14 protein-coding genes and 3 pseudogenes are annotated in these 22,593 nt (G+C 62.0%); 12 read left to right on the forward strand and 5 right to left on the reverse strand.

What is annotated here, in order from left to right:
* Window positions 1-39: 39 nt before the first annotated feature.
* The 8 genes and pseudogenes from recC to VDP81_RS14070 all read left to right on the forward strand — a co-directional run bounded on the left by recC (window position 40) and on the right by VDP81_RS14070 (window position 14,534).
* Complete coding sequence (gene recC, locus VDP81_RS14035) at window positions 40-3,606, forward strand: exodeoxyribonuclease V subunit gamma (RefSeq protein WP_323012634.1); 3,567 nt, start codon at window positions 40-42, stop codon at window positions 3,604-3,606.
* A complete protein-coding gene (recB, locus tag VDP81_RS14040; RefSeq protein WP_323012635.1) occupies window positions 3,603-7,247 on the forward strand; it encodes an exodeoxyribonuclease V subunit beta in 3,645 nt (1,214 codons plus the stop codon). The genes recC and recB overlap by 4 nt, the downstream gene beginning before the upstream one ends.
* Complete coding sequence (gene recD, locus VDP81_RS14045; RefSeq protein ID WP_323012636.1) at window positions 7,244-9,154, forward strand: exodeoxyribonuclease V subunit alpha; 1,911 nt, start codon at window positions 7,244-7,246, stop codon at window positions 9,152-9,154. The genes recB and recD overlap by 4 nt, the downstream gene beginning before the upstream one ends.
* Complete coding sequence (locus VDP81_RS14050) at window positions 9,154-10,686, forward strand: NAD(P)H-hydrate dehydratase (RefSeq protein ID WP_322995261.1); 1,533 nt, start codon at window positions 9,154-9,156, stop codon at window positions 10,684-10,686. Before recD ends, VDP81_RS14050 begins: the two co-directional genes overlap by 1 nt.
* A pseudogene (gene tadA, locus VDP81_RS14055) lies at window positions 10,676-11,182 on the forward strand (tRNA adenosine(34) deaminase TadA); the annotation flags it as partial. The gene VDP81_RS14050 and the pseudogene tadA, both read left to right, overlap by 11 nt.
* Window positions 11,183-11,236: 54 nt before the next feature.
* The gene (locus tag VDP81_RS14060; protein ID WP_416233271.1) at window positions 11,237-12,253 is read left to right on the forward strand and encodes an LD-carboxypeptidase; all 1,017 of its coding nucleotides are present in this window, start codon (window positions 11,237-11,239) and stop codon (window positions 12,251-12,253) included.
* Between the two features lie 68 nt (window positions 12,254-12,321).
* Entirely contained in the window at window positions 12,322-13,923 is a 1,602-nt protein-coding gene (locus VDP81_RS14065; protein WP_323012637.1) for an ABC-F family ATPase, read from the forward strand.
* Between the two features lie 14 nt (window positions 13,924-13,937).
* Entirely contained in the window at window positions 13,938-14,534 is a 597-nt protein-coding gene (locus tag VDP81_RS14070; RefSeq protein ID WP_323012638.1) for a YigZ family protein, read from the forward strand.
* On the opposite strand, the gene VDP81_RS14075 is transcribed toward VDP81_RS14070, so the two are convergent.
* The 3 genes and pseudogenes from VDP81_RS14075 to VDP81_RS14085 all read right to left on the reverse strand — a co-directional run.
* Complete coding sequence (locus VDP81_RS14075) at window positions 14,535-16,082, reverse strand: MFS transporter (protein WP_323012639.1); 1,548 nt, start codon at window positions 16,080-16,082, stop codon at window positions 14,535-14,537.
* The gene (gene trxA / locus VDP81_RS14080; RefSeq protein ID WP_323012640.1) at window positions 16,079-16,459 is read right to left on the reverse strand and encodes a thioredoxin; all 381 of its coding nucleotides are present in this window, start codon (window positions 16,457-16,459) and stop codon (window positions 16,079-16,081) included. The genes VDP81_RS14075 and trxA overlap by 4 nt, the downstream gene beginning before the upstream one ends.
* A gap of 136 nt (window positions 16,460-16,595) precedes the next feature.
* A pseudogene (locus VDP81_RS14085) lies at window positions 16,596-17,267 on the reverse strand (solute carrier family 23 protein); the annotation flags it as partial.
* 72 nt (window positions 17,268-17,339) lie between these two features.
* On the opposite strand from VDP81_RS14085, the gene VDP81_RS14090 reads away from it, so the two are divergent.
* Entirely contained in the window at window positions 17,340-18,308 is a 969-nt protein-coding gene (locus tag VDP81_RS14090) for an IS5 family transposase (RefSeq protein ID WP_323011486.1), read from the forward strand.
* 154 nt (window positions 18,309-18,462) lie between these two features.
* Here the strand turns inward: VDP81_RS14090 and VDP81_RS14095 are convergent.
* Window positions 18,463-19,089, reverse strand: a pseudogene (locus VDP81_RS14095) (solute carrier family 23 protein); the annotation flags it as partial.
* A 107-nt stretch (window positions 19,090-19,196) separates the two neighbouring features.
* Between VDP81_RS14095 and tsaD the strand changes: the two are divergent.
* On the forward strand, window positions 19,197-20,243 hold the full coding sequence (tsaD, locus tag VDP81_RS14100; protein ID WP_322995255.1) for a tRNA (adenosine(37)-N6)-threonylcarbamoyltransferase complex transferase subunit TsaD: 1,047 nt from the start codon (window positions 19,197-19,199) through the stop codon (window positions 20,241-20,243).
* A 6-nt stretch (window positions 20,244-20,249) separates the two neighbouring features.
* Here tsaD and plsY read toward each other — a convergent pair whose 3' ends face one another.
* Complete coding sequence (gene plsY, locus VDP81_RS14105) at window positions 20,250-20,894, reverse strand: glycerol-3-phosphate 1-O-acyltransferase PlsY (RefSeq protein ID WP_323012641.1); 645 nt, start codon at window positions 20,892-20,894, stop codon at window positions 20,250-20,252.
* A gap of 134 nt (window positions 20,895-21,028) precedes the next feature.
* Here plsY and surE point away from each other — a divergent pair, with 134 nt between their 5' ends.
* The gene (surE, locus tag VDP81_RS14110; RefSeq protein WP_323012642.1) at window positions 21,029-21,772 is read left to right on the forward strand and encodes a 5'/3'-nucleotidase SurE; all 744 of its coding nucleotides are present in this window, start codon (window positions 21,029-21,031) and stop codon (window positions 21,770-21,772) included.
* A complete protein-coding gene (locus tag VDP81_RS14115; RefSeq protein ID WP_416233272.1) occupies window positions 21,769-22,593 on the forward strand; it encodes a protein-L-isoaspartate(D-aspartate) O-methyltransferase in 825 nt (274 codons plus the stop codon). Before surE ends, VDP81_RS14115 begins: the two co-directional genes overlap by 4 nt.

Raw genomic sequence — 22,593 nt, forward strand, 5'->3', positions numbered from 1 at the left:
AACGCGATTATCATTTCACGGTTGAACACGGAGGCAGGAATGCAGCAAGACGCAAGCGAACTGACGCCTGGCCTGGTGCTGGTGCATGGCAATCGGGCTGAACAGCTGCGTGATGTGCTGGTGACGTGGATGCGGCACAGTCCGTTGGCACCGTTGGAAAATGAATGCCTGCTGGTGCAAAGCAATGGCATTGCCCAGTGGCTGCGGCTGGCCTTGGCGCAGAATGACTGCGGCGGGATTGCCGCTGCCCTGGATTTTCTGCTGCCGTCGCGCTTTATGTGGCAGGCCTATCGCAGCGTGCTGGGGCCCGACGCTGTACCCGAGGATTCACCCCTGGATAAGGACGCCTTGATCTGGCGCTTGATGCGCTTGTTGCCCACCTTGGTGGGGCGGCCTGAATACGAGGTGCTGCAGCGTTTTCTGGCCAATGATGATGGAGCGCGCAAGCGCTATCAATTGGCCGCCCGGTTGGCGGATTTGTTCGATCAGTATCAGGTCTATCGGGCCGATTGGCTGCAGGCCTGGTCCGAGGGCCGGATTTGTTTGCCGGATGCGCGTGGCGTTGCCCAGGAAATTCCCCCGACGCAGGCCTGGCAGGCGCACTTATGGCAGGCGCTGCTGGATGATTTGCAGACGGATATGGACCCGGAGGTGGTTCAGGCGGGGCGTGTGGTGGGCCGGGCGGCGATCCACGAAGCTTTCATGGCTCGGGTGATGACGGATGAATCCGCCCCCAGGCCGCAGGGCTTGCCGCGCCGCATTCTGGTGTTTGGTGTGTCGGCCATGCCCCGCCAGACCCTGGAAGCCCTGGCGGGTCTGTCGCGCTGGGTGCAGGTGCTGGTGTGCGTGCATAACCCTTGTGCTCACTATTGGGCCGACATCCAGGGCGACCGCGATGTGTTGCGTGCACAGTTTCGTCGTCAGGCGCGCCGACCCGGCATGCCGGATATGCTGGACGAGGCTGCCTTGCACCAGCAAACGCATCCTTTGTTGGCCTCCTGGGGACGCCAGGGGCGTGATTACATCAGCTTGCTGGACGAGTTCGACGACCCTGCCCAGCGCAGCCGCTGGAGTCCGGTATTTGCGGCCTTGCATCAACGGATCGATGCCTTCGAGGCGTTGGCCGGCACCACGCTGCTGGAGCAGTTGCAGGAAGATATTCGCGACCTGCGGCCAGTGGCCGAGACGCGTGCGTTGTGGCCTGCGGTAGATCCTGTGCAGGATGATTCGCTGCGCTTTCAGGTGGCCCACAGCGCCCAGCGCGAGGTTGAAGTCCTGCAGGATCAATTGCTGGCGGCCTTTCAGGCGGACCCGACGCTGCAGCCTCGTGATGTCATCGTCATGGTGCCCGACATAGAAGCCTATGCCCCTTATATTCAAGCAGTGTTTGGCCTGTATGGGCGCAAGGACTGGCGCCATATTCCCTATGCGTTGGCCGATCGCAGCACGCGCCATGCCGATCCCTTGGTCGTGGTGCTGGAACAGCTGCTGACCTTGCCACAGCATCGACTGGGCATTAACGAAGTCCTGGAGTGGCTGGCGCTGCCGGCCTTGCGTCAGCGCTTTGATATTGCCGCCGAGGACCTGCCGGTGTTGCAGGACTGGGTGCAGGCCTCCCAGGTGCGCTGGGGGCTGCATGCCGACCATCGGGCCAGCTTCCAACTGGATCAGGACCCGCAGGCCGCCCATGGGCATACGTGGCGCTTCGGCCTGCAGCGCATGCTGCTGGGCTATGCCGTGGGCCAGGATGCTCCCGCCTGGCACGGCATTGAGCCCTATGGCGAACCTTCAGGTTTGCAGGCGGCGGTATTGGGGGGACTGGCGCGGTTTTTGGATACGCTGGATCATTATTGGCGGCTGCTGTCAGAGTCCGCGACACCGGCTCAGTGGGGCGGACATCTGCAGGCCTTGCTGGATGATTTTTTCTTGACTGAAGCCGATGAGGCCATGCCGCTGAATCAGTTTCGCGAACGCTTGCAGGATTGGCTGCAATATTGCGAGACGGCGGATTTTCAGGAACCTCTGCCTTCGGCCATTGTGGTCGAACACTGCCTGTCAGGCCTGGACCAGGGCGGCTTGTCGCAACGTTTTTTTGCCGGTGCAGTGACTTTCGCCACCCTGATGCCCATGCGCGCCATCCCGTTTCGTCAGGTGTGCCTGTTGGGCATGCACGACGGGGCATTCCCCCGGGTGCGGCCACCATCGGACATGGACTTGATGGCCCTGAACCCACGCTCGGGGGATCGATCCCGGCGCGAGGATGACCGTTATCTGTTTCTGGAGGCCTTGTTATCCGCCCGTGACCGTCTGACAATATCGTGGGTGGGACACAGCATCCAGGACAATGCCGAACAGCCGCCTTCCGTGCTGGTGGCGCAGCTGCGGGATCACCTGGATCGGGGCTGGTCCCTGGCCGATGGCGGGCCATCTGTCGCGCAGGCACTCAGTTGTCATCATCCTTTGCAGCCGTTTAGCCGACGGTATTTTCCCCTGCAAGCCGCCAGCGGCCCACAGGGCCTGTTTACCTATGCCGCCGAATGGCGGATGGCACATGCGCCCCAGGAATCGGTGGCAGCCGCGCCGGGCTTGCCGCCTCTGGTGCCGTCAGATGCCCCTTTGACTTTGCAAGCCTTGCGGACTTTTTTACTTGGCCCGGTGCGGATGTTTTACCAGCAGCGACTGCATATCAATTTTTACGAAGCTGATCTGGCGTTTCCGGATAATGAGCCTTATGTGCACGACAAACTTGAACAATGGCAGCTCAAAGACACGCTGTTGATGGCTGCTTCCCAGGCCTTGGACGCCATATCGACCGATACGCCCGATACGGCATCGATGCAGAGCGCAGCGGATCAGGCGGTTTGGCAGTGCTTGGCGCGGCTGCAGGGCAGCGGGGCCTTGGTTGGGGGGGGGCTGGGCAAGCTGACTATGCAGGATTTATATGCCCAGCTGCAAAAACCCTTGAATGAGTACATTCAGGCCTGCGAACAATGGCCCGTTTGTTGGGCCGAGCCGCTGCGCTTGAGTGCAACGCTGCAGGACCCCTGGGGAGGCAACTGGCTATTCCAGGATTTGTTGTCGCAGTGGCGTCAGAACCCAAGCGGCGAGTGGTGCCGCCTGCTGTTGCAGGCATCGCATGTGGTTGATAGCAGTAATCATTATCGCTTCAAGAGCCTGATGACCGCCTGGGTGGCGCATGTGGCGGCGCATGTGCAGGGGCGGGTGTTGACGACGATTCTGATGTCGCCCAAGGGCAGTGTCACGTTTGCCCCGCTGGATCGGGAGGATGCCCTGGCGGTATGGCAGGCGTGGTGGGAGGCGTATTTTCAGGGCTTGTGCGCGCCATTGCCCATGGAAATCAGTGCGGCGGGGGCCTGGCTGCGCAGTGGTGGCCGCCAGGCGGACGACCTGGACGGACGGGCCGGGCAGGCTGCACAGGAGGCCTACGACTATGCCGTGCAAAATGACTCCTACTTGGCCAGAAGCTATCCGGATTTTCAGGCATTACAGGCTAGTCGGCAGTTTTATCCACTGGCTGGCCAGCTGTATGGTGCCTTGAATGACAGCCTGCCCGCCAAGAAATCTTCAAAAAAGGCCACGCCATGAATGCCGGCGAGACAATTCAGTCCCTGATTCCCGAGGTTGACCCACTGACGTTTTCGCTGCCGGGCAGCCATTTGATCGAGGCCAGTGCCGGTACGGGCAAGACCTGGACGATTGCCGCCCTGTATGTGCGTCTGGTGCTGGGACATGGAGAATTACCCGCCCTTTTGCCGGGGCAAATCCTGGTGCTGACCTTTACGGAGGCCGCCGCCCAGGAGCTGCGGGACCGTATCCGCCGCCGCCTGTCGGAGGCCGCCACCGGGTTTGCTGCCGGACTGGAGGTTGAGCCTGCGCCCGATCTGGCCGATGCTTATCTGCAGGCTTTGCGTGCCACCTATCCGCCTGATCGGTGGGCGGCGTGTGCGCGCTTGCTGGATCTGGCGGCACAGTCCATGGACGAGGCCGCGATTTCCACGATACATGCCTGGTGCATGCGGGCGCTGAAAGAACATGCCTTTGATAGTGCCATGCTGTTCGAACAAGAAATGCTGACCGATCTGGGCGAGTTGACGCGGACATTGGCCTGGGATTATTGGCGCAGCAATGTGGCCGGGCTGGATGATGCGTCGTTGGCCGAGGTGCTGAAAATCTGGCGCGACCCGGATGCCTTGGCCTGGGCCTATGGCGCAATCCTGACGCAGGAAGGCCTGCCCTCGAAACCGGCAATGATGTTGTCGGGGTTGTGCGCCGATATGTTGCAAGTGCGTGCTGCCGCGCTGGCGGCAATCAAGGCGGATTGGCAACCCAGGATTCAGGCCTTGGATGCTTGGCTCGACGTCAATCGCAGCCAGATAGGCAGGATGAATGACGTAGACCGCTGGATGCGGAGCCTGCATGATTGGCTGGCGCTGACGGATCAGCCGCCGTTCGACGCGAAATCGGCGGCCTGGAAGGGGCTGTCAGCCGAAGGTCTGGCGGCCCGCTGGAAGGGCAAAGATCCGATGCCGGATAGCCCCGAGGCCAGCCAGGCCTTGGACCAATTGCGCCAGGCGCTGGATTCTTTGCCGACGCTGGATCAGCCGATACGCGAACATGCCCTGGGCTGGCTTGCGGATAGGCTGCATCAGACCCTGGCCAGCCGCAGCGCCATGGGTTTCGATGGCCTGCTGACGGGCTTGGCGCACGCCCTCAAAGGCGTGCGTGGCGAACCCCTGGCGCAGACCTTGCGCCAGCAGTTTCCCGTTGTGCTGATTGATGAGTTTCAGGACACAGACCCGGTGCAATACCGGATTTTTGACCGCATCTATCAGGTCGCGCAACCCATTGCGGGGACTGCCCTGATCTTTATCGGCGATCCGAAGCAGGCGATTTACGGCTTTCGGGGGGCGGATGTACAGACCTATCTGCAGGCCGCCCAAGCGTGCCAGGGCCGGGTCCAGACCTTGAAGCGCAATTACCGGTCTTCCCGGGCTTTGGTGCAGGCCGTCAATCATGTTTTTGATCGACAGACGGGCGCCCCGGTGTTTCCCACGGGGCAGGCGGACCAGGAGATTGCGTTTCATGCCGTGCAGGCACAAGGGCGCGACGAGGTCTGGGTGGTTGACGAAGACCCGGTGACCGCTATGCAGGCTTGGCCCATCAAAGGAGCAGATCAGGATGCGATCGGCGTGACGACCCTGCGTCCCCTGGCGGCCCAGGCTTGCGCCCGACAACTGGCGCATTGGCTGCGGCTGGGGCGCGCGGGTCGGGCGGGATTTCAGTCGCCGCAGGGTTTTCGCCCGGTGGTCGCGGCGGATATGGCCATCTTGGTCAATAAGCGGGACGAGGCTGGCCTGGTGCGCGAGGCCTTGTCGGCATTGGGCATTCGCAGTGTGTACTTGTCGGATAACCGTTCGGTGTTCGAGTCTGCCGTGGCGCAGGATCTGGGTTTTATTCTGGCGGCCTGCGCCCATCCGGGCGACGAGCAAACGATTCGGGCGGCGTTGGCGACTCCCTTATTGGGCTTGAGCACAGCCCAATTGGCCAAGCTGGTCGACAACGAGTGGGCCTGGGATGACCAGGTAGAGGGCTTTCAGCGCTACCGGCAGCGCTGGCAATGGCGGGGGGTCTTGCCCATGCTGCGCCAGTTATTGCATGATTTTTCAGTGCCTGCGCGGCTACTGGCCCAAGGGGCTGAAGGCGAACGGCAACTGACTGATTGCCTGCATCTGGCCGAATTACTGCAACAGGCCAGCGCTCAATTGGATGGTGAAGAAGCCTTGCTGCATTACCTGGCTTTGCAGCGCGATGCCCAGTTGGCGCAAGCCGATGCCGAGGGCAGTCGCCGCGTGCGGCTGGAAAGCGACGAGGCTTTGGTGCGCGTGGTCACCGTCCACAAATCCAAAGGCCTGGAATATCCCCTGGTATTTTTGCCGTTCGTATCCTGTGGGTTGTGGGAAAAACCAGGCGCCGGACCGCATGCTTTGCACGTGGATGGCCAACGCCAGTGGCTGCTGCAGCTGAATGCAGCCCAACATGCCCAGTTGCAGGCGGAACGCCTGGGCGAGGAAACCCGCAAGTTCTATGTGGCCCTGACCCGTGCGCGCCATGCGGTCTGGCTGGCCCTGGCCGATACCGGGCGGCCTAGCGGGGTGGCGCATGTGCTGGGTGGCAATATCTTTGCCGCGTGGGAAGAGCGTTGCCAGACGCACCCGGCGCAGTTCGCCTGGGGAGAGGACATCCAGGCGGATGTTCAGCCATCGGCAGACGATCTGGCGACGGAAGCTGCATTGGGGCCTGCCCGGCGACTGTCCAGCGTCTTGTTCTCGCAGCACTGGGAGATTGCCAGTTATTCAGGCCTGCAGTTGGCCGATGCGCCGCCGCGGCCAGCCGTCCGGATGCCGCCGGACACGGCAGCCGAAGATGTTTTGCTGGAGGAATCCCTGTCGCTGGACGCAGGCTGGGGCACGGGGTCGGATGACCGTCTCGTGACGTGTCTGGCCGATTTTCCCCGAGGCAGCCAGGCGGGTACTTTTTTGCATGGCCTGCTGGAATGGGCGGCCCAGCGCCAATTTCGTCATCTGGACGGTGCCCGTGACATGATTGCCCGCCGCTGCGCGGTACGGGGCTGGGAAACCCAGATTGATGGTTTGCATCAGTGGCTGTTGGGAGTGGTGTCTGTGGAGTGGCGCCCGTTATTGCCGGGGGCGCCTGGGCTGCGCCTGGATCGTCTGCCGGTCAGCCTGGCGGAAATGGAATTCTGGTTGCCGACAGATCAGGTATCCGTGGCCGAATTGGATCGTCTGATCACCGCCCATACATTTGATGGAGCGGCCCGTCCGGCCTTGGCTGCGGATCATCTGAATGGCTTGTTCAAGGGCTTTATCGACTTGACGGTGCAGCTGGACGATGGCCGCTACTACGTGCTCGATTACAAATCCAATCACTTGGGGCAGCATTGGCGGGATTATGATCCGTCTGCCTTGCAAAAGGCCATGTGTGCGGCGCGTTACGACGTGCAGATGATGCTGTATGTGCTGGCCCTGCATCGCCAGCTGCGCGCACGTTTGCCGGATTATGACTACACCCGCCACCTGGGCGGAGCCATTTATCTGTTTTTACGGGGCCAGGAAACACCAGGACAGGGTTTGGTTTCCCTGTGTCCCTCCCAGGTCTTGATTGAATCCCTGGATACCTTGTTTGCCGGAGGCCTTGGCTTGTCATGAATGATCTTGCTGAATCTCAGGGGCTTGCGGCGGCATTTGGCCAGTTTCTGGCCCGCCAGGCCCCGACGGCCCCGGCTCTTGCGGTGAAGCTGGCCGATTTGTGCAGCGCGCATCTGGCGCAAGGGCATATCTGCCTGGATTTGAAGCATGCGGCCATCCCGCTGCCCTGCGCCGTCCCGGATGCCCTGGCGGCCTTGGCTCAGGCCGATTTTGTCGGCGATGGCAATGGCGCACAGCCCTTGGTGCTGCGGGGAACAACGCTGTATCTGGCGCGTTACTGGCGGGCCAGTATCCGCATCCGGCAGGCCATCGAGCAGCGGCTGATGTCGCCCACAGATGCCCTGGCCCAGCCTGATTTGGCCCGCCAGTGGCTGGATCGTATGTTCCCGCCGACGGACGATGCTGCGTTGGATTGGCAGAAGCTCGCCTGCGCGGTGGCGCTGCGCCAGCGCTTCAGCATCATCACCGGCGGTCCAGGAACCGGGAAGACCACCACGGTGGTGCGCTTGTTGACGGTGTTGCAAGGCCTGGCCCAGGCGCGCGGGCTGGACCAGGGGCTGCGCATTCGGCTGGCGGCGCCCACCGGCAAGGCGGCGGCGCGCCTGAATGAATCCATTGCGGGCCGCTTGCAATCGCTGGAGCAGCCTGGTGATGCCCGCTTGCAGGCGGCCCTGACTTGTGTCCCTGCGCGGGTCACGACCCTGCATAGCCTGTTGGGCAGTCGTCCAGGCACCCGCCGTCTGACATACCACGCCGGTCATAAACTGGATCTGGATGTGCTGGTCATCGACGAGGCTTCGATGATCGATATCGAGATGATGGATGCCGTGCTGGCGGCCTTGCCTGCGGCGGCGCAATTGATTCTGTTGGGCGATAAGGACCAATTGGCGTCGGTCGAGGCGGGCGCCGTGCTGGGTGAACTCTGCGCACGAGCCGAGGCGGGGCATTACACCCCGGATACCTGTCAGCAGTTGATGGCCTTGTGCGGCCAGGATTTGCTGGCGGCAGCGGAACAACCCGAACTCAGCGGAGTGGCCACGCAGCTGGTGCGCTGGCCGGATGCGGCAGGCGGGCTGCTGGATCAGGCGGTGGTGATGTTGCGTCGCAGCATGCGGTTTGGGCAGGATAGCGGGATCGGGCGTTTTGCGGTTGCGGTCAATCAGGGCCTGGTGGGGCAGGTGCAGGACTTGCTGTCCGCAGGCCTGCCGGACTTGCGTGGCTTGCACCGAGAGGCCGACTTTTTAGATCAATCCGGCATCCTGGCCGATGATGGCTACCCGGCGGTATTTGAATATCTACGGGCAAAGCGCCCCGCCGAGCATGCCGAACGCGCCGCCTGGGATGAATGGGCCAGGGCCCTGCTGCAGGTCCAGGGGCGGTTTCAGGTGCTGTGCGCCTTGCGCCAAGGGGACTATGGGGTCGAAGGCTTGAACCGATTGATCGAGTCCAGGCTGCGTTCGGTGGGTCTGGTGCCTGATCTGCCGCGTGTCTGGTACCCCGGCCAGCCGGTGCTGGTGCGGCGTAACCTGCCGGGGTTGGGCTTGGCCAATGGCGATATGGGCCTGGTGCTGCCGGTGCCTGCGCCAGGCCATCCGGCAGGGCGCTTGCGGGCGGTTTTTGCCGGTTCGCGTCCAGGCACCGTGCGCTGGGTTTCACCGGCCCGCCTGGGGGCGGTCGAAACCGCCTACGCGCTGACCGTGCACAAGTCCCAAGGGTCCGAGTTCGACCGGGTTGTCCTGGTGCTGCCTGACACACCTGGGCCTTTGATGACGCGGGAATTGTTGTATACCGGGGCGACGCGGGCGCGTCAGGCACTGACGCTGGTGCTGCCGCCCACGCCAGGGATTATCGAGCATGCTGTGCGCCATCCGATCCGGCGTGCGCGCGGTATCTGGACGGACGATTGATGATGGATTTACTGAATCAACATACTTTGCTGACCCCATTGCAAATGGGGCAGGCGGATCAGGCGGCCATCGCGCTGGGCGTGGCGGGAGCCTCTCTGATGGAGGCCGCCGGCGCAGCGGTGGCGCGCGCCATCCGGTCGCGCTGGACGCCGATGCCCGCGTTGGTGCTGTGTGGACCAGGCAACAACGGCGGCGATGGCTTTGTGGTGGCCCGTCACCTGCAGGCGGCGGGCTGGCCGGTGCGCGTGGCGTTGTGGGGGAATCTGTCCGCCTTGCGCGGCGATGCCGCCTGGGCAGCCAGTACCTGGTCCGGGCCGGTGGAATCCGCCTGCCCGCTGTCCTTGACGGGCGCGTGTTTGCTGGTCGATGCCTTATTCGGCGCTGGCCTGAGCCGTGCACCGGATGCTGCGCTGGCTCAGTTGATCCGGGCCATCAATGCAGCCAGGCAGGCGTCGCACGCAGCACCGGGGCTGCAGGGCATTTGTGCGGTTGATGTGCCGACGGGACTGGATGGCACCAGCGGCCAGTGTCTGGGCGCAGTGGTGCAGGCGGATCTGACCGTGACTTTCTTTCGTCGTAAGCCTGGACATCTGCTATTGCCGGGTCGCCTGCTGTGCGGTCAGCTGCAGTGTGCCGATATCGGCATTCCTGATGGGGTTCTGACCCGGATTGCCCCCAAGGTATGGAGTAATGATCCCGATTTATGGCTTGCGCAGTTTCCCTGGCCGCAGGTCGGCGACCACAAATACCGGCGCGGACATGTGCTGGCCGTCAGCGGCGAGAGCATGCTGGGGGCCAGCCGTCTGGCGTGTCTGGCCGCGGGCCGTATCGGGGCGGGGCTGGTGACATTGGCGGTGCCTCCGCAGGCCTGGGCGGTGCAGGCGGCAGCGCTAAGCTCGGTGCTGGTCGAGGCCTTGCCTGTCGATGGTGGTTTGCAGGGTGCGCTGGCCGATGCGCGGCGCAATGTCTTGTTGATCGGCCCTGGGTTGGGGCGCTCTGCCGTGGCCAGGCAACAGGTCTTGTCTGTCTTGGCGACCGGGCGGCCTTGCGTACTGGATGCCGATGCCCTCAGTCTATTTGCCGATGCGCCGACGGAGTTGCTGGCTGCTTTGCATGCGGATTGCGTATTGACGCCGCACGAAGGCGAGTTTGCCCGGCTATTCCAGGTGTCTGGCGACAAGCTGCAGCGTGCCTGTGCGGCGGCGGTAGCCAGTGGTGCAGTGATTGTCCTGAAAGGGGCGGATACGGTGATTGCATCCGCCGATGGCCGTGCGGCGATCAACGATAATGCGCCCCCCACCTTGGCCACCGCAGGGGCGGGGGATGTGCTGGCGGGCTGCATTGCAGGCCTGCTGGCGGCCGGCATGCCTGCCTTTCAGGCCGCCTGCGCGGCGGTCTGGCTGCATGGCTTGGCCGCAGACCAACTGGGCTGGGGGCTGTTGGCCGAAGACCTGCCGGGCGCCTTGCCTGCTGCGTTGGCGATATTGGCCGGGCTGGGGGCTAATCATTCGGATTCAGATCATGGGGATTGATTCATCGCAGTCGCGGGCCGATCCGGCGCAGTCACCGGTCCTGGATGATGCGTCGGCCATGGAGCTGGCTCTGGAGCAGGCTCGCCAGGCTGCCGCGCTGGGCGAGGTGCCGGTCGGCGCGGTGGTGTTGGGTGCGGATCGTCGTCTGCTGGCAGTCGGGCATAATCGCACCATTCTGGATCGCGATCCGACGGCCCATGCTGAAATCGTTGCCTTGCGGCAGGCGGCGCGATGCGTGGATAATTACCGCTTGGTCGATGCGCGCCTGTATGTCACGCTGGAGCCTTGCACGATGTGCCTGGGGGCCATGTTTCATGCCCGCTTGGCGGACATCGTTTTTGGTGCGCCAGACCCCAAGACCGGGGCCTGTGGCGGCTTGTTCGATTTGCAGCAGCAGCCAGGCCTGAACCACCACGCCCGCATACGCGGCGGGGTGTGTGCTGATTCTTGCAGTGAACTATTGCGCAGCTTTTTCCGTGCCCGCCGCCAGGCCGCCCGCCTGAACAAGACTGTTCCCCTTTCTGATTGTGCCCCCACTAGCCTGGACATCATGACAAAACCCGCAAGTGACTCTACGATTGATTCCATCGACCCGGCCTCCGCCGGGACGGCGGATCATGCCGATCACAGCCACTGGGCCTGCCCAGCCGGCGAACACCATCATCACCACGAATCACCTTCTGGCATCTATCTGATCTCGCCGTCGGGATCGGTGCCTGATCCCGCTGTCCTGGATCTGGCTGTGGGACGCCTGAAGGCCATGGGCTTCAAGGTCACCGTCGACCGTACCGCCTGCGCCGTACACGAGCGCTTTGCCGGGACGGACAAGCAGCGTTTGGCGGCTATCCAGCGGGCCTTGAAACAAAAGCACCCGGTGGTCATGGCCACCCGTGGCGGCTATGGCTTAAGCCGCCTGCTGCCGTATATCGACTGGCAGGCCGTGGCCGATAGCGGCAAGACCTTTATCGGCCAAAGCGATTTCACGGCCTTTAACCTGGCCTTGCTGGCCAAGACCGGCGCAGTCAGCTTGGCCGGGCCTACGGCCCTGCATGATTTTGGTGCCAAAAAGGTCGATGATCTGACGCAGGCCCTGTTTCAGGAAACGCTTTCGGGCGAACTGGAAATCCTGAGCTTCGAATCCCCGGATGCTGATCCCGTCGACGCCCGCGGGATATTGTGGGGCGGCAATCTGGCCATGGTGGCGTCCCTGGTGGGCACGCCCTATCTGCCGGATATCCAGGGTGGCGTTTTGTTCCTGGAAGACGTGGCCGAACACCCGTTTCGCATCGAGCGCATGCTGACTCAGCTGTGGCATGCCGGCATTCTGGATCGACAACACGCCATCGTGCTGGGCCAGTTCACGGATTACCGCCTGGCGGTCCACGATAACGGCTATACGCTGGATTCGGTCGTGAAATGGCTGCGCAGCGTCACCAAGACGCCGGTCATCACGGGTCTGCCCTATGGCCATGTCAAGGTCAAGGCGACCCTGCCCATCGGTGCCCATGTCGGCATCGCCACCGAGGACGGCATGGCACACCTGGTTCTGCAGGAACACATACATTAAAAAAAGCAGAAAAATCAAGCTGCTAAAATGCCAGGTTATTTTGACTCTTACCTAACAAGCCCACCACCGTGATCTCCACCAATAATCTCACTATTCAGTTTGGCTCCAAACCCCTGTTCGAAAACGTCAACGCCAAATTCGGCGACGGCAACCGCTATGGCCTGATCGGGGCCAACGGGTCTGGCAAATCCACTTTGATGAAGATTATCGGGGGCGACCTCGAAGCCAGCGCCGGGAACGTCGCCCTGGACCCTGGTGTGCGGCTGGGCAAGCTGCGCCAGGATCAGTTTGCCTTTGAAGACCAGCGCGTGCTGGATGTCGTGCTGATGGGCCATGTCGAAATGTGGCAGACCATGAGCGAACGCGACGCCATTTATGCCAATCCGGATGCCACCGAAGACGACTACATGCGCGCCGCCGAACTGGAAGGCAAGTTCGCCGAATACGATGGCTACACGGCTGAATCACGGGCCGGCAAACTCTTGCTGGGCTTGGAAATTCCGGTCGAACAGCACCAACTGCCCATGAGTGAAATCGCACCCGGCTGGAAGCTGCGTGTCTTGCTGGCCCAGGCCCTGTTTTCCAACCCCGACGTTCTGTTGCTGGACGAGCCCACCAACAACCTGGATATCAATACCATCCGTTGGCTGGAAAACGTGCTGAATGGCTATGACAGCACCATGATTATCATCAGTCACGACCGCCACTTCCTGAACCAGGTCTGCACCCATATGGCCGACCTGGATTACGGCGAACTGCGTGTCTACCCCGGCAACTATGATGATTACATGCTGGCCTCCACCCAGGCCCGTGAACGTCTGGTGGCCGTCAATGCCCGGGCCAAGGATCGTGTCATCGAACTGCAGGATTTTGTCCGCCGCTTTGCCGCCAATAAATCCAAATCGCGCCAGGCGACATCCCGCTTGAAGCAGATCGACCGCATCAAATCCGAAACCGTCCAGGTCAAGCCTTCGTCGCGCCAGAATCCTTATATTCGTTTCGAACTCAATAAGGTCCTGCACCGCCAGGCCGCCCACATCGAAGGCCTGTCGAAATCCTACGATCGGCCCATCATACGCGGGCTTAGCACCATGATCGAGGCAGGTCAGAAGATTGCCATCATTGGTGCCAACGGCGTGGGCAAGACCACGCTATTGCGTCTGCTGGCGGGTAATCTGGCCCCGGACGACGGCCAGGTGCGTTGGTCTGAAAACGCCGATAAAGGCTATATGGCGCAGGACGTATCCGATCAGTTCGATTCCGACCGGGATCTGTTTGACTGGATGACGGACTATCGCCAGGCAGGCGACGAAGATCAGTCCATCCGTGCCGTGCTGGGCCGCTTGCTGTTTTCGGGCGATGACATCACCAAGTCCGTGCGGGTGTTGTCCGGGGGCGAAAAAAACCGCATGAGCTTTGGCCGCCTGATGCTGGGGCGGCATAACGTCATGCTGATGGATGAGCCGACCAACCACCTGGATATGGAGTCCATCGAGTCGCTGCAATATGCACTGGAGCAATACCAGGGGACGCTGATCTTTGTGTCGCATGACCGCCAGTTCGTGTCGGGCATCGCCACCCGCATCATTGAAATCCTGCCGGATGGCAATCTGAATAACTATCCTGGCACCTATGACGAATATCTTGCCTCGCAGGGTATCGAGGCCTGATTGCCCATGAGGCCATGCCCAGCACACTGATTGCCCTGAGCCGCCACGAGGTCGATATTCGCAAGAGCCGGTTTCTGGTGCTGGCCGCACCAGTCGGCACCGTCCAGGCGGCCCAGGATTTTTTGGCGGCGCACCACGATCCGCAGGCCACACACAATTGCTGGGCCTGGCAGATCGGGGATCAGTATCGGTTCCATGATGATGGCGAACCCGGCGGCACGGCTGGGCGGCCTATATTGCAGGCGATTCAATCCCAGGACTGTGACCGGGTGGCGGTGCTGGTGATCCGCTGGTATGGCGGGATCAAGCTAGGAACCGGCGGGCTGGCCCGGGCTTACGGGGGCAGTGCCGCCGAATGTCTGCGCCTGGCCGATAAGCAGCTCTTGCGCGAGGAATCCCTGGTGCGCTGCACCTGCCCCTATGCCGATATGGATCGCGTCCAGGCGCGCTTGCTGGCTGCTGGCGCCCAGATTGACGCTGCCGTATTCGATGCCCAGGGCGTGGTGTGGGATTTACGCTGTGCCAAGGCGGATGTCCCTGTGATGGAGTCCCTGTACATGGACCAGACCCGTGGGCAGGGCAGTTGGACGGTGTTGTCCGCTCTGCTGTGATCAGTCTGGAATCACCCCGGTAATACGGCACTGACGGATGCGCTGATCCTGGATGGCGACCAGCAGGGCCACCAGCACCACGGCAATGATGACGCCAAAGCCCACCATGGTCGCAATCGGCCAGGACGCACTGTTCAGCGACCAGAAGACCGCCGCCGTGATCATGGCAATCCCCACCGACGTGCCAATGCGCTGTCCCGTCTGCATGATGGCGCCAGAGCTACCGGCATAATCCAGCGGTACATCCATCAAGGTCAGTGTTTGGTTGGGACTGATGACCGCCCCTTGGGCCAGGCCGATGAACGAGAGCGTCAACAGCAGCCACCAGGCACTGATCCGGCCCTGTGCTTCCAGGAAGATCACCAGAATGCTGAGCATCAGCCCGATCAGGGCCAGCAACAGGCCGCCGATAACGATCTTGCGCCCGTAGGTCATGACCCGGCGGCCAGCCCAATTCGCCGCCCAAGAGGACAGCAGCGCCGCCGGCACGCCGAACATGCCCGATTGCAGCGCCGTCATGCCCAGGCCTTCCTGGACGTATAGCGCCACCAGCACCCAGATGCTGGTCATGCCCAGAAAATACAAGGCCATGATCAGCACGCCATTGCTGAAGCTGGCCGTGGAAAAAATCTGTAGGTTGACCATGGGACTGCCGCCCTGATTGGCGGTGTGGCGCTCCCACCGGACCCAGCTTAGCGTCAGCAGTAGGCCCAGGGGCAACAGCAGCCAGGTCAGGGGGCTGCTGCGGGACTCGACGAAGGGATACAAGACCGACAGCACGGCCAGCCCCAGCAGCAGCGATCCGATCGGGTCCAGCGAACGCCAGCCCAGGCGTGCCGCAGCCTGGGAGTCCGGCGCGCCTGCCATGTCGGTGGCTTGATTGTTTTCTATTGCTTGGATGCGCGCAGGGGCAGGGCGCTGTCTGGGTAGCTGGATCAGCGGTCGTGGAAACCATTTGAATCCCAGGAAAATCACGACAAGTCCAATCGGGACGTTCACCAGAAAGGTCAGGCGCCAGCCGAGTTCCAGGCCGCCAATCTCGATCAGCAGCCCGCCCAGCACGGGTCCGATGGCGACGGAGAACCCCACCACCGTGCCGAGATAGCCAAAGGCGCGGCCGCGCTCCGCCCCGCGAAAATAGTGCTGAATCATGCCCAGGCCTTGCGGATTGAGCAGGCCCGAGCCTACGCCCTGAACAAAGCGGGCGCCATTCAGCCAGGTGGCATCCGGTGCCAGCCCCGCTGCAATGGACGAAAGTGTGAATAAGGCCACCCCGATCAGAAACAGCCCGCCGCGACCCATGAGATCGCCCGCCCGCCCGGCAGCCACCAGCACGACGCCGAAGGTCAGGGCATAGCCCGACAGCACCCACTGCATGTCGGCCTGGGAGGCTTGCAGGGCGGTATGGATGGAGGGCAGGGCGACGTTGACAATGCTGACCCCGATCAGAGACATGAAGATCGTGGTCAGCAAGATGACCAGAATGCGCCACCGACCGGGGTCCGGCCGGTAGTCGGAGGATGGCCGGGAGAGGGACGAGGAGGTCAATGGCTGGTGGACGAAGCCTTTTCTTGTTCCGCAATCTGGGCGTGCACCTGGGTCATGTCTACGTCCTTGATCTGGGTGATGAGCTCTTCGAGCTGCGAGGCGGCCAAGGCACCGGCCTGTTGGAACAACAGGACGTTTTCACGGAAGACCATCAGGGTCGGAATGGAGCGAATGCGCAAGGCAGAGGCCAGTTCCTGCTGTTCTTCGGTATTGATTTTGGCGAAGGTGACGTCGGGGTGCTTTTCAGCTGCGGCTTCGAAGGTGGGGGCAAATTGGCGGCACGGGCCGCACCAGGGTGCCCAGAGGTCGATGATCAGGGGCTTTTCGGCCTTGGTGGCTTCCTGGAAGGTGTCCTGGGTGAGTTCGATGATGCTCATGGCGTCTCCGGTCAGGGGGCAGCAAAATACCGCCCGAGTTTCAATTCACATGGGGGCAGTTTACCTGCAGTACAAGATGACGGATGAAAATCAGCCCTGACGCACCAGCCCGAAGCAGGCTGGTGCGTGCCCGGTTTTAATCGGGGAACAGGGCGTATTTGATGACGAACAGGATGGCGACCAGCAAAGTGGCCGGATGGATGTCGCGGAAGCGGCCCGAGAGGGCCTTGATGGCGACGTAGCTGATGAAGCCGAATGCCAGACCGTTGGCGATGGAGTAGGTCAGCGGCATGGCGACGGCGGTCATGGCGGCGGGGACGGATTCGGTGATGTCCTCCCATTGCACGTCGACCAGTTCGCGCAGCATCAGGCAGGCGACATACAGCAGGGCGGGGGCTGTGGCATAGGCCGGTACGATGGCGGCCAGGGGCGACAGGAACAGGGCCAGCAGGAACAGAACCGCAATCACCAGGGCGGTCAGGCCGGTGCGCCCGCCTGCCTGGACGCCGGAGGCGCTTTCGACGTAGGCGGTGGTGCTGCTGGTGCCCAGGAATGAGCCCGCCACGATGGCGCAGCTATCGGACAATAGGGCGCGGCCCAGGCGGCCAGGGTTGCCCGGACGCACCAGGCCTGCACGGGTGGCCACCCCGATCATGGTGCCGGTGGCGTCAAAGACCTCGACCAGCACAAACACCAGGATGATGTGGAAAAAGCCGGTATTCAGCACCCCCGCAATGTCGAGCTTGAAGAGGGTCGGGTCCAGGCTGGGTGGGGCGGAGAAAATCCCCTGATACTGGGTCAGTCCTAGGGAAGGTCTGAACAAGTCCCCTGGACCTGTCAGAATGTAGGTTGTTGAACGAGACCCAATCAGGAAGCCCCGATGAGCCAGTTGAGTTTTTCCGACGCCGAATTTGCAGGCAAGCGCAAAGTGACGCGCCGCGAGAAGTTCCTGGCCCAGATGGAACGGGCCGTTCCCTGGAAGGTCTTCGCCGACCTGGTCGAACCGCACTACCCGAAGGCCGGCAACGGCCGTAGGCCTTACCCGTTGGAAGTGATGCTGCGCATCCACTTCATGCAGCAGTGGTTCAACCTGTCGGACCCGGCGATGGAAGAGGCGCTGTACGACAGCACCTCGATACGCAATTTCGCCAAGCTCTCGCTCACGCGTGGCAGCATTCCTGACGAGACGACGATCCTGAACTTTCGTCATCTGCTGGAAAAACACGACATTGCAGCAGACGCACTGGAAGCGGTGAACTTGCTGTTGGCCGATCAGGGCATCACGGTACGCAAGGGCACGATCATCGATGCCACGATCATCGAAGCGCCCAGTTCTACGAAGAACGCCGCAGGCGCGCGGGATCCCGAGATGCATCAGACCAAGAAGGGCAATCAGTGGCACTTTGGCATGAAGGCCCACATTGGCGTGGACATGACCGGCCTGGTGCACACTGTGGTGGGCACGGCAGCCAATGTTCACGATGTCACGCAGGCCCATGCGCTGCTGCACGGTGAAGAAGAATTGGTGCTGGGCGATGCGGGCTACCGAGGAGTCCAGGATCGAGAGGAAAACCAGAGTCGCAACGTGCAGTGGCACATTGCCATGCGTCCGGGCAAACGCCGTGCGCTGGGCAAGAGCAACATGGGGCGGATGCTGGAGTCCTACGAACGAGCCAAGGCCAGCCTGCGCTCGCGGGTGGAGCATCCGTTTCGGGTGATCAAATGCCAGTTTGGATTTACCAAGGTGCGCTATCGGGGGCTGGCCAAGAACACGGCGCAGCTGAAGATGCTGTTTACGTTGGCAAACCTGTGGAAGGTGCGCCACCATTTGATGGCTACGGCGGGATAGGTGCGCCCGAAATGGGCGTAGAGGGCCCAAAACGGGCCTGTCAGGGCGGAAATCACCCTGATTCTGGCCTATTTTTGAGCAAAAGTTCTGCATTATGAAATTCAGGTCGATTGGGCTGGAAAAACAGATTCTGAAACCGGCTTGATCAGACCTTCCCTAGCATGATGGACAGCACGGTGATGACTAGAATGCCGATCAGGATGGCGCCGCGAATTTGCAAGGCCCCTAAGGCGGCAATCAGGAAGAAGCCCAGAATGGCCAGCAGGGTGCTGGATTGGGTCAGGTCGCCCAGGCCGACCATGGTGGCGGGGTTGGCGACGACGATGCCTGCGCTCTTGAGCGCAATAATGCCCAGGAATAAGCCGATACCGGCGGCGATGGCCGCCCGTAATGACGCGGGAATACCGGCCACCAGCCATTCTCGGGCCCCTGTGACGGTAAGGATGACGAATACCACCCCGGAAATAAACACCGCCCCTAGGGCTTGTTCCCAGGTGTAGCCCATTTGGGCGACGACGGTAAAGGCAAAAAATGCGTTCAGCCCCATGCCGGGGGCCATGCCGATGGGCCAGTTGGCCAGGAAGGCCATGATCAGCGAACCTAGCGCGGCGGCCACGCAGGTAGCGACAAAGACCGAGCCTTTGTCCATGCCGGTGCTGGACAGGATGTCCGGATTGACGAAGATGATGTAAGACATCGTCAGGAAGGTGGTCAGACCTGCAAGGATCTCGGTCCGTGTATCAGTACCGTGATCCTTGAGCTTGAATAGATTTTCCAGCATGTTGTCGCCCTCGGTGGTGGAATTGTTTTATTCACTACATATTATCGGAACGAGCCTATTCTACGGCGACCCGAGACAATTTGTGAACCGCTGTAAACTGGCGGCCTATGCTGATTATTGGATTCGAGAGCTCGTGCGACGAGACCGGTGTGGCCATTGCGTGCACCGAACGTGGCCTGCTGGCCCACGCCCTGTATAGCCAGATCGCCATGCACCGCGAGTACGGTGGCGTGGTACCGGAACTCGCCTCGCGCGACCATATCCGGCGCATTGTGCCGCTGACGCGGCAGGTGCTGCAGCAGGCTGGCGTACGGGCATCCGATCTGGAACTGGTGGCGTATACCGCTGGGCCAGGCCTGGCTGGCGCTCTGTTGGTGGGGGCGGGCTTTGCGCGCGCTTTTGCCTGGGGTCAAGGCTTGCCTGCCTTGCCGATTCATCACCTGGAAGGCCATTTGTTGTCACCCCTGCTGGCCGAAGACACACCGGATTTTCCGTTTGTGGCTTTGTTGGTGTCCGGTGGCCACACTCAGTTGATGCGGGTGGATGGGGTCGGGCAGTACCAGTTGTTGGGCGAGACGCTGGACGACGCGGCAGGCGAGGCCTTTGATAAAAGCGCCAAGCTGTTGGGCCTGGGCTATCCCGGCGGCCCAGAGCTGTCGCGTCTGGCGGAGCAGGGCGATGCCAGCGCCTGTCAGTTGCCGCGCCCCATGCTGCATAGCGGCGATCTGGATTTCAGCTTCAGTGGCTTGAAGACCGCAGTGCTGACCCGGATGCGGGCATTTCAGGCAGCCGGTCAGGAAACCGATTTGGTGGCTCGGGCCAATCTGGCGGCCGCCACTGAATCCGCGATTGTGGATGTGCTGGCGGCAAAATCGATACGCGCTTTGCGGCAGACAGGGCTGAAGACGCTGGTGGTGGCGGGTGGTGTGGGCGCCAACCAGCATTTGCGCCGCCAGTTGCAGGCGGCGATGCCTGCGCTGGGAGGGCGGGTATATTTCCCGCCGCTGCACCTATGCACCGACAATGGCGCCATGATTGCCTGGGCCGCCGCCCTGCGGGTGCGCGCCGGGCTGGTGGACACAAGCCAACTGCTGGATGCCGGGTTTGCCGTGCGACCGCGCTGGAATCTGCAGGATATCTGCGTGCCGGGCTGACCGGATTCAGGGTTTTTTCTTGGCCCCCAGGCGGCTTTCGGTGCCTGCCATCAGGCGGTTGATATTGGCCCTGTGGCGGTTGATCACCAGCACGCTGATCAGGACGATGATGATGGTGGTTGGCGCATTGCTGCGCCAGATGGCGTTATCGCCCAAAATATAATAAAAAGGCGCGAATACAGCCGCCAGGATCGAAGCCAGCGACACAAAGCGGGTCACCAGCACCAGCACCAGGAAGGTCAGTGTGGTGGCCAGCGCCAACCAGGGCTGTAGCGCCAATAGCACCCCCAGGGCGGTCGCGACGCCCTTGCCCCCCCGAAACCCCAGGAACAAGGACAGCATGTGACCCAGCACGGCGCCCAGCCCGGCCAGCGGGATGGCAAGTTCAGGCAGCCAGCCCTGGCGTACGCACCAGGCTGCCAAGGCAACGGCAGCCCAGCCCTTGGCGGCGTCGCCCAGCAGCGTCAGGATGGCAGCGACCTTGCTGCCGCTGCGCAGGACATTGGTGGCCCCGGGGTTGCCCGAGCCAAAGCTGCGTGGATCGCGCAAGCCCATCAGTCGGCTGACGATCACGGCAAAGGGCAGGGAACCCAGCAAATACCCCACCAGCAGGCTAAGAATGGGACCTAGGGTCAAGAGGTAATCAGGCATATGTGTTGTGGGCCGCCATGGGCAGCATGAATCCGAATGGGGGCCATTCTAAAGCCGGCGGCCTTCAACGTCATCCTGATCAGGGTATCCCCGAGTACAATTCGCTTCATCCAGTTTCATACAGGCAGGCGGCAATGCGGATTTTGGTCACGAATGATGATGGTTACAACGCGGCGGGCATTGAAGCGCTGGTGGCGGTGTTGCGTCCTTTGGGCGATATCACGGTAGTGGCGCCCGAAACCAACTGCAGTGGGGCATCCAATTCCCTGACGTTGCGCCGTCCTTTGTTGGTCAGGCAGGCTGCCAATGGGTTTTTCTTTGTTAATGGTACGCCGTCGGATTGCGTCCACGTTGCGCTGACGGGCTTGCTGGATTTTCGCCCTGATCTGGTGGTGTCCGGCATTAATAATGGCGCCAATATGGGCGAAGACACACTGTACTCCGGGACTGTGGCTGCCGCCTCCGAAGGCTATCTGTTCGGCGTGCCGTCGATTGCTTTTTCCTTACTTAGCCGCGAATGGCAGCATCTGGACACCGCCGCCCAGGTTGCCCACGAACTCGTGGTCCGGTTTCGCGATCAGCCCTGGGCATCGCCGCTGTTGCTCAATGTCAACATCCCCTCCGTGCCCTACCGCGAACTGACGGGGTTTCGGACCACCCGGCTGGGGCGTCGGCATCCCTCCGAGCCCGTGATTCGCAGCACGACGCCTTATGGTGAAACCGTGTATTGGATTGGGCCGGTAGGGCGTCCGCTGGATGGCGGGCTGGACACGGACTTCGGGGCAACCGAGTCGCTGGCGGTTTCTTTGACCCCTTTGCGTCTGGATCTGACGGATCATGCCCAAGCCCAGGCAGTTGCCCAGTGGGTGCAGGCCTGATGAATAAATCGCGTCACCCCCCCCTGGGCCAGCCGCCGCGCATCAGCCGCAGCCCGGTTCGCAGCAGTACGCTGGGGCCTGGGTATTCGGTGGCTAACAGCAATACCCGGATACTGGGGCCACAAGGCGGCACAGCCACGTTGTCGTCTGCCGTGCCGCCTGCGGCATCCGCCAACCTGGGCTTGAATTCAGATCGCTTGCGCACTCAGATGGTGCGCCGTCTGCGTGAACAAGGCATTAGCGATGACCGGGTGCTGGCCGCCATGCAGGCGGTTGCCCGGCATGATTTTGTGGACCAGGGCTTGGCCAGCCGTGCCTACGAGGACGCGGCCCTGCCGATCGGCTACGGTCAGACCATTTCGCAGCCCTGGGTGGTTGCTTATATGCTGGCGGTGATGGCCCAGGATCGCACCCCCCAACGGGTACTGGAAATCGGCGCTGGCTGTGGCTATCAGTCAGCCGTGCTGGCCCAGTTCGTGCCCGAGGTCTATGCCGTCGAACGCATCCGCGGGCTGTATGATCAAGCGCGTCTGAATCTGTCTCATGGCCGGGCTCGTGGCCGGGTTCGCCTGTCGTTTGGCGATGGCATGCGGGGTCTGGAACACCGGGCGCCTTTTGATGGCATTGTCGTTGCGGCTGCGGGGGTTAAAATCCCAGAAGTCTTGTTGCACCAGTTGGCTGTTGGCGCACGACTGATTGCCCCCGAAGGTGCCGCGCACCAAAGGCTTATTCTCTTCGAGCGCACCGGCCCAGCCTCCTGGCACCGTGTCGAGCTCGAAGATGTCCGATTTGTACCACTGCGTCCTGGCACGCAGGCCTGA

It is taken from the genome of Castellaniella sp. (assembly GCF_034675845.1).
Lineage (GTDB): Bacteria > Pseudomonadota > Gammaproteobacteria > Burkholderiales > Burkholderiaceae_B > Castellaniella.